This window comes from Frankia sp. CeTa3Moorea (genome assembly GCF_978021225.1).
In genome coordinates, this window is the sequence record NZ_CDXDOR010000141.1 from 6,406 (window position 1) to 14,232 (window position 7,827).

General features: G+C 71.4%; 7 protein-coding genes. 2 read left to right on the plus strand and 5 right to left on the minus strand.

What is annotated here, in order from left to right; translation table 11 throughout:
• Positions 1–464: 464 nt before the first annotated feature.
• From AC08OV_RS19695 to AC08OV_RS19705, 3 genes are all read right to left on the minus strand, one after another.
• The gene (locus AC08OV_RS19695; protein WP_476620086.1) at positions 465–1,088 is read right to left on the minus strand and encodes a hypothetical protein; all 624 of its coding nucleotides are present in this window, start codon (positions 1,086–1,088) and stop codon (positions 465–467) included.
• Between the two features lie 113 nt (positions 1,089–1,201).
• Positions 1,202–2,008, minus strand: coding sequence for a response regulator (locus tag AC08OV_RS19700; RefSeq protein ID WP_476614121.1), 807 nt, complete (start codon positions 2,006–2,008; stop codon positions 1,202–1,204).
• The gene (locus AC08OV_RS19705) at positions 2,005–3,252 is read right to left on the minus strand and encodes a sensor histidine kinase (RefSeq protein ID WP_476614122.1); all 1,248 of its coding nucleotides are present in this window, start codon (positions 3,250–3,252) and stop codon (positions 2,005–2,007) included. Before AC08OV_RS19705 ends, AC08OV_RS19700 begins: the two co-directional genes overlap by 4 nt.
• Positions 3,253–3,704: 452 nt before the next feature.
• Between AC08OV_RS19705 and AC08OV_RS19710 the strand changes: the two genes are divergently transcribed.
• A complete protein-coding gene (locus AC08OV_RS19710) occupies positions 3,705–3,953 on the plus strand; it encodes a DUF6158 family protein (protein WP_011434791.1) in 249 nt (82 codons plus the stop codon).
• Positions 3,954–3,993: 40 nt separating this feature from the next.
• On the opposite strand, the gene AC08OV_RS19715 is transcribed toward AC08OV_RS19710, so the two are convergent.
• Positions 3,994–5,952: a substrate-binding and VWA domain-containing protein gene (locus AC08OV_RS19715; protein ID WP_476614123.1), complete on the minus strand. Its 1,959-nt coding sequence runs from the start codon at positions 5,950–5,952 to the stop codon at positions 3,994–3,996.
• A gap of 277 nt (positions 5,953–6,229) precedes the next feature.
• Positions 6,230–7,012, minus strand: a complete 783-nt coding sequence (locus AC08OV_RS19720) for a nucleotidyltransferase family protein (protein ID WP_476614124.1) — start codon at positions 7,010–7,012, stop codon at positions 6,230–6,232.
• A 484-nt stretch (positions 7,013–7,496) separates the two neighbouring features.
• Between AC08OV_RS19720 and AC08OV_RS19725 the strand changes: the two genes are divergently transcribed.
• Positions 7,497–7,827 (plus strand): recombinase family protein (locus AC08OV_RS19725; protein WP_476620087.1); only part of this gene is annotated, 331 nt, incomplete at its 3' end.

Consider the following 7,827-nt stretch of genomic DNA (forward strand, 5'->3'; position numbering starts at 1 on the left):
TCCTTCACCGGTTCGATGCGACCGTCGACGGCCAAGGCGGCCGAGGCACTGCAGGTGCCGTAGTCGATGGCGAGGATCGGCTCGCCCACAGCACCCCCTGTCCACGTTTCCAGTGGGCAGATCGTAGCGATGTCGACAAAGCCACCAGCGACACCCTCACCAGTGGGGCAAAAGCTGAGACCGAATGTTTGCGACCGGTTGCCCTTCGTAGCGGCTCTCGCCGGTGCGGACAGCGGCGGCCGGCGCCTGCCGGCATGAACAGGCAGACTGCCGGCCTTCCCCCGCGACCGACAGTCCGCGGAACCACGCCGGTGCGCCCCCGATCCGGCACCAAGCCGTCTCGCTTCCCCCGACGATCTGGCCCGACCCGTCGCACCGGCGTGGTCCCTGCCTTCGATCCTGGTAGTTCCGATGGGCCGACACCATCCCTCAATCATCGGGGGAAAGCGGATGATCCCCGGCCGTCACCGATCCGTCCGGATGATCCATCGGCTGGGGCGCCAGGGCGCGCGACGCAGGTCGCCCGTGGCGGCCGCCAGTCTGGCTACCTGCTCGGCGGCCTGCTTGCCGAGATCGACGGCCATGGTGCGCGGTAGCGAGGACCCCTCGCCCGGGATCGTGCACAGCCGGGCGACCACCGGTCCGAGCCGGATGATCTGAAGGTAGCCCGCGAGCGGATCGCCGGTGGCGAGATGCAGGTGGGCGGACCCGGCCGTGCCGTCCGTGACGGGCGTGCCGTCCGTGACGGGCCCGGCCCGGGCGACCAGGCGTCGGGTGAGTAGGGCGGCCCTCCGGTTGTTGCGCAGCAGCCACCGCGAGTCGTCCAGCCGGTACAGATCCGCGTCCGGGGTGCCCAGCCAGATCGCGTGCCCACGGTGCACCGCCTGGATCGCACGGCCGTCCGCCTCGGCATTCGTGCCGTCGCCGGGGATCGGTTGGTCAGCCGGATGGGCCGTCGCGACGTCGGGAGATCTGATCCGCCACATGCCGACGGGGAGCGCATCCGGTCCCAGGAACGACCCGAGGAAGGCTGCCCAGAGACGACAGGACCGCGGATGACCCTCGTCCCCGCCGTCTCCCCAGCCCATCCTGACGAGGGTGTGGCCGAAGTCGGCGCAGGACAATCCCTCGAAATCAAGGGGGCCTCAATCGAGGGGCCTCAATCGAGGGGCCTCAGCCAAGGGGGCTCAGCCAAGGGGGCTCAGCCGAACCCGAGCTCGCGGGCCCAGAGGGCGGCCGCCGTGCTGGGCGGGATCGTCACCGGGGCGTCGGGATGGCTCGCCACGTACTTCGCCTTCGCCGTGCGCAGATAGTCGGCGATGACACTGGCCTTGACGTTCATCGCCCGCGCCGCCTCCCGGTGGGACATGCCCCGGCAACCGACGAGGACCATCACCTCGGCCTCCCGCGGGGATGGCCGGTGCAGGCGGCGGCGTCGGCGGGCGGCGTCGAAGATTCGATCGAGCAGGTCGTGCACGGCGGCGGCGGTCATTCCCCACTCGCCGCGCAGTTCATCGATGAGGTCGCCCTGGGCGAGTCCGCGCAGCAGGTTCCGTTCCGCGGGCCCGATCTCGCCCCGGGACAGCGGTCGCCGGTGCGCATCCTCCAGTAGAAACCCGGCGAGGCGGGCGGAGAGGTGGAAGCTACCCTCGGCGACGGCGGTCACCGCCGCCACGAACTGCTGGGCCGGGGCGGTCTTCTCAACGAAGCCGCGAGCCTGTGCGGCGACCGCGTCGAGGACCTCGTCCGGTGTCGCCACCCCGGAGGTCGCCAGCACCCGAAGACCGCGCCGATGCAGGTCGGCCACGGCGGCGGCCCCGGACACCCCGGGCAGGTGCAGGTCGCACACCACGATCCCGGGCGTGGCGTCCCGGTCGAAGGTCTCCAGGCTCGGGGCCGGCGCCAGCACGGAGAACCCCGCGCCGGCGAACCTGGCGGCCAGCGATTCGGTGGCGATCGGATGATCGTCAATGATCGCCACCGAGACCGGCCGGCGATCGACGCTCATCGACCGTCCCCGGGCGTGCCGTCCCCGGGCGTGCCGTCCCCGGGCGTGCCGTCCCCGGGCGTGCCGTCCCCGGGCGTGCCGTCCCCGGTCGGCTCGGCGGCAGGCCAGCGGAAGGTCACCTTCGTCCCACCACCCGGCCAGGCGGTCACCAGGGTCTCCCCGCCATACCGGCGCAGAGCGGAATAGCTTCCGGTCATGCCTCCGCCCGGTCGGACGGAGCCGGGATCGAACCCCACCCCCCTGTCCCGGACGACCACCAGCACCGAATCCGCGTCGCCCTCGACGAAGAGGTGAACCTCGTCGGTGCTGGCGGAGTGTCGAACCACGTTACGCAGGGCCTCCCTCGTCGCGGCCACCAGTGCCTCGCGGACCTCCGCGGGCGGTTCGCCCTTGATCGACACGAAGGGCACCAGGGCGAGCCCCTCGTCGGCGAAGGCGTCCACGACCGCGGACATCATCTCCTCGAGGCCGTTCTGGGTGGAGCCCGGCGAAGCCGTGCCGTCGACGGCCAGGGCCCTCGGGTCTATCCCGCGTGGATCCATGATGATCCGACGCGCCCGCTGTGCCCCGCGCCGGGCCTCCCGGACGAGTGCCGGCGAGGGCACTCCACCGGCGGCGACGTGATCGACGACGGGGAGCAGGTAGTCGTGGATCTCCCGATGGGTGATCTCGCGTTGGCGCAGGCTCTCGGCATCCTTCTCCTGCTCGATCGCGAGCCGCCCGGCTGCCGCGGCCTCGTCCTGGGCGGCCGCGGTCGCCGCGGAGAGCGCGCGCAGCTCATGGGCGATGAGCATGGCGACGACGTACCACAGGGCGAAGCCCAACAGGTCCGAACCGAGCTTGAGGGAAACGTCCGGCAGCACGGCCAGGCTCCACGCCGCCATCAGGACGGCCACCGCACCGACCGCGAGCAGCGTCAGCCCGAGGCCGAAGCCGATGCCCGCGGGTGCGACGAGGCTGAACGGCACGAGCTCAGTCATGATCTTGTTGCGTTCGTCGGGTTGCGCGGCTCTGGACCCGACGAGCATCAGCGCCACGCAGAAGGCGACGTCCGCCAGGACCAGCCGGGGGGACAGCCGGCCCGGCCGCCGCCAGACCCGCCAGGTGAACCAGGATGCCTCGACGGCCGCGGCCGCCACGATCAGCACGGCGATCCACGGGTGGCGCAGGCGAGCCCAGCCGAAGAGCGGAATGATCACGAACGTCGCACAGGCTGCTCTGGTATAGCCGACCATTCGGGACATACGTTGCTCGGTGCGTTGGATGACGTCGCAGGAAGAAGCCGCCGATCCGACCGACATGGTCATAGTGCGCAACGGTAGCGAGCCAGCCACAGATCGACCAGCGCCTGACCAGTGGCCGGCCAGAGTGCCTGACCAGTGGTCGACCAGAAGGAGCGGGCATCTGGTCGTCCCGGTGTGTGAAGAGCGTCATCCGGGCACCGCAATCAGATGCAGACCACGTATCCCGTCATCGTCACGGTCCCGCCGCCGGGTCCCGGCCCGACGCCACCCGAGCCCTCGCCGCCCTCGCCGATCCCCGATCCTGTTCTGCCCGGTCCCGAGCCGACGCCACCCGAGCCCACGCCGGATCCGGTACCACCGCCCGGCCCGGGGCCGGATGTTCCGATCCCGCCGAACCTGCTGGTCCTCCCGCCAGCCGGGAATCGCGCCGCCGGAATGGGTAGACCGAGGGCATGATGCACCGACCAGCTGGAATCCCCGCGCAGGAGCTGACCGACGTTGACCTCGTCCGGGAGCTGCGGCACCTGCATCGCACCCGGCACGACGCCTTCATCGCGGGGAGCGAGGACGCCTTCGAGACCCACACCGCGCGGATGCTGGAGCTCGAACGCGAATACCTGCGGAGGTTCCCAGACGCCGCGAGTCCCGATCCGCGCCGGACCCGAGCCGGCAGACGGCGTGCCGCCGGGGTTCCCGTCTGAGCTGCTTCAGGGGCGCGTGGCTTCAGAGGCGCGCGTGGCTTCAGGGGCGGACGCGGGTCAGCGCGTCGAGGTAGATGTCGACCACCTGGCTCGGGTCCGGCCGGAGGTAGGAGCGTCCTCCGGTCGCCGCGGCGATGCGCCGCAGCGCGGTGAGGTCGGCGTCGTTGCTGTAGGCGATCATGATTATGGCGACCGGCCGCTTCGGGTCGTAGTCGGCGTGCAGCTGTTCGATCAGCCCGTCCAGGCTCGGCGCGGCCGCACCCCGGTTCGTGTCGCGACCGTCGGTGAGGATGACGACCTGGTTGAGCCGGCCGGGGACGTAGTGCTGGGTCAGGAAGCGGAAGGCCGCGAGCGTGGTGGCGTACAGATCGGTGGCTCCGCCGGGGACGATCCCGGCCTGCGCGGCGATCAGCTCGTCCCGATGGGTGCCGCCTCGTCCGGGTGCGTTAAGCGGAGCCATCGGCACGAGATCCCGGTAGCCTTGGACGCCCTGCTCGCCGGAGAACCGCCAGAGACCGACCTGGCTGTCGGGTGCGAACAGGCGCAGGCCGGCCAGGGAGGTCTCGACGGCCGCCCGCATCCGAGTTCTTGACGGGTCGGTGCCCGGGACCGGTTCGGCCATCGATCCGGAGCTGTCAAGCGCCACGAGGGTGGCACCACGCTGACGGGCATGGCGGAAGAACCGCCGAGCCGTGCCGAGCGTGCTGTCGGAGGCGTCCGTGCTCGCCAGCTTCGGCGGGACGGAGCGCACCCCATCGGTCGCGTTCAGCGTCTCGGCCAGCCCGCCTGGGTCATCGTGGCCCGCCAGTTCGGTGAGTGTGCGGAAACCGGCTCCGGTGAGGGCCGCGCGGCCCGCGTCCCCGCGCACGAAGGTGGCGAAGGCGTCCGCCGCGGCCCGCCGGGACGACGAGCTCGCCGTCTTCTTCAGGACGATGTACGGCACCGTCGCCGTGAACATCCCGTCCGAGGGGTAGGACGCCACCAGCGTCGTGGCCAGGCGGTTACCGTTCTGGCTCGTCAGGGACCGGTTGTAAGCGATGACATCGGCCTCCAGGGCCGGGAAGGCCGAGGGAGCGGATCCGGCCGCGCCGTTCTCCGTGCCGCCGGTGCGTACCGAGTCGAAGAGCTGCTGGTCATACTCCGGCAGCCAGTCGATGGAGCGTTCCTGCCGGAGCACGGTGAGCTGGGCCGCGCGATCCTGGTCGAACGTACCGGTGGTCATCTCGGCCGCGGTGAGTCCGCGGGCGGCGCTCACCGTTCCGATGACGGCCCGCAGCGCGGCGGCTGAGTTCTCCGGATTGGCCATGGCGAACCGGAAGTCCCCCCACCGGGGCTCGCCCCGGTGGGTCCAGAAATCGGCCTCGCCCGCGGCCGCGGCCAGTTCGGCCCAGGTCACATGATGCTCGGGCCAACCGAGGCGCTGCGCCATGAGTCTCGGCATGGCGATGACGACGGGCGATCCCGCGATCGTCGTGGCCTTCGCCGGCAGTTGCGCCGTGGCCGGGTCCGATTCCTGGCCCAGCTCCAGCCAGTCGGCCGACTCCGGAATCCAGACGTCGGGCGGGCCGGGGGAGTCCGGCGACTCCGGTCGGGCCAGCGTGTCGAGCACCCGGTCGGAGGCGACCGCCGACACGGCGAGGGTCACACACGGGCCCGCCGAGCCCTCGGCACCGGCTCGCCGAAGATCGAAGTCGGCGGCGAGCCGGCTGATCGGCGCCGCGAGTGCCGGCGCGGTGATGATGGTCAGGGTGGCCCGTTCGCCGCCGTCCGCGCATTCCCCGGTCGGTCCGGCATCCCAGGCGGCGCGGGCCGCGAACCCGATCCCGGTGGCGGTCAACGCGCCCAGCACAAGCAGCGCCGCGCCGCTGACGATGCCTAGGCCGACGGTGACGGCGCGGCCACGGCCACCGGCCCGGGACCCGCCATACCGGGACCCGCCGTGATGGGACCCGCCACCACGAAATCTGTTGCGGCGGGATCGATGACGGGCGTCGGACACGGAGACGTCCTTTCCGCGAGCGAGCGTCGTGTCCGTCCCTGACCCGCCACCAGCACGATGGTCTGCCTGCGTTTCCCGCTGTTTCTCGCCGAGCCCATCGCGCAGCGCCCGACACCATCCCCGGGTGTCCGGCTGGCCCCAGATAGTGATGATATTGTGCCCCGCGCCGGTTCCCCTGCCGCCGATACTGCCGATAGCCCGGTTGGGCGTCATCCTTTCTTGGAAGACCGGGGTCTGCTGTTGTTCTTCCGTTTCTCACGTCGTTGCGGCGGTGTTCCTACTTATGGGTCCTTCGCGTTCTACCCGGGCTGGGTGTGCGTGTCGCCGATGGTGAGGTCGGTGGGGCGACGTCGGCCAGGGTGTCGACGTCGGCCAGGGTGTCGACGTCGGCCAGGGTGTCGACGTCGGCGGGTGAGCCGGTGCCGTCGCAGGGCACGCCGGTGACCCGTCCCGGGTGGGCCCGCAGCCATGCCCGGGCGCCGACCTCGCCGCGCGCGAGAGCCGCCGCCTCGGGCCAGACCGAGCGGCGTAGCAGGACGGGATGGGCCGGCCGGCCTTCGTAGGTGGCGGTCAGCGCCGGATGGGTCGACCCCGGATCGGCCGCGGCGGAGATCAGACGTTGCACCGCCGCCGCGCCGAGGGACGGTTGGTCTACCAGGGTGACGACCACGGCGTCGGCGTCGGTGCCGACCAGGGCGGCGAGACCGGCCCGCAGCGACGCGCCGACACCCTCGGCCCACCGCGCGGCCGATACCAGGCGAACCTCCGGCATCGGGCCGGCCGTGGGTTCCATCCCAGCCGTGGGTTCCAGGCCGATCCCGGGCGCATCCTCGCCCGCGGGCGCCGGCCCAGCGACCCGGCGGGTGGCGAGGCGTCGCACGACGGCGCCCACCTCGTCCGCGGCGGCGCCGGTGACGACCACGACCGGCCGGCAGCCCCCCGCCGTGAGCAGGCGGACACCCCGCTCGACCAGCGTCACACCGCCCAGCTCGACCAGGGCCTTGGGGCGTCCCATCCGCCGTCCGGCCCCGGCGGCGAGCAGCAGGCCGGCGACGTTCACGTGCTCCGGTATACCCGCCCCTGCGCCGCAGGAATTCGACGATCCGGATGTCGAAGACGGCGTTGTCGTCCCCGGCCACTATTCTTTGCAGGGAAGTTCACGGCCCCGCTTGGCGTAGCCCTTGAGACAGTCCGCCCGCTCCACAAAACAAGTCCATCGCAGTAAGCGAAGATCCGTGAGTCAGGGACATGCCAGGTAGCAGGGGCTGGGCGCCCAAGGCTTGCCCCGCCCGTCGGCGTGTTGGACTGACTGTAGCCTGCTTTCCGCGTTGTGACATCGTTACGTGACTTGCGGTCACGTCCTTCCTGGCTCTGAGTGCCGTGCGTTCGTAGCAGGAGAGATCGCCGCTGATCTCGGTGCCGACGCTCCCATTCGTCGAGTGGGCGGCGCTCTTGGCCGGGCGCATGGCACGGGGCTGTTAGCTGTTGTCGAATCGGCGTCTGATGGCGTCTGATGGCGTCTGATGGCGCCGTATGGTGGCCGTGTGAACCTTAAGGAGTGGGCTGCTGCGAACGGCGTCGGGTACACCACGGCACGCCGCTGGTACCGCGACGGCCTCCTCCCGGTCTCCGCCCGCAAGGTCGGCGGGCTGGTGATCGTCGACGAACCTGCCGCCCCTGTCCGGCGGGTTGCCGCCGTGGTGTACGCGCGGGTGTCGTCGGCGGACCAGCGCTTCGACCTGGACCGGCAGGTTGCCCGCGTCACGGCGTGGTGTGGCGACAACGGTGTCACGGTCGGTCGGGTCGTGACCGAGGTCGGTTCCGCACTGGGCGGTCACCGGCGGAAGTTCCTCGCGCTGCTGCGGGACCCGGACA

Excerpts from the sequence above, each read along its gene's own strand:
- AC08OV_RS19695 (WP_476620086.1), bottom strand. The coding sequence starts at position 1,088 with ATGGGCTGGGGAGACGGCGGGGACGAGGGTCATCCGCGGTCCTGTCGT.
- AC08OV_RS19700 (WP_476614121.1), bottom strand. The coding sequence starts at position 2,008 with ATGAGCGTCGATCGCCGGCCGGTCTCGGTGGCGATCATTGACGATCAT.
- AC08OV_RS19705 (WP_476614122.1), bottom strand. The coding sequence starts at position 3,252 with ATGTCCCGAATGGTCGGCTATACCAGAGCAGCCTGTGCGACGTTCGTG.
- AC08OV_RS19710 (WP_011434791.1), top strand. The coding sequence starts at position 3,705 with ATGATGCACCGACCAGCTGGAATCCCCGCGCAGGAGCTGACCGACGTT.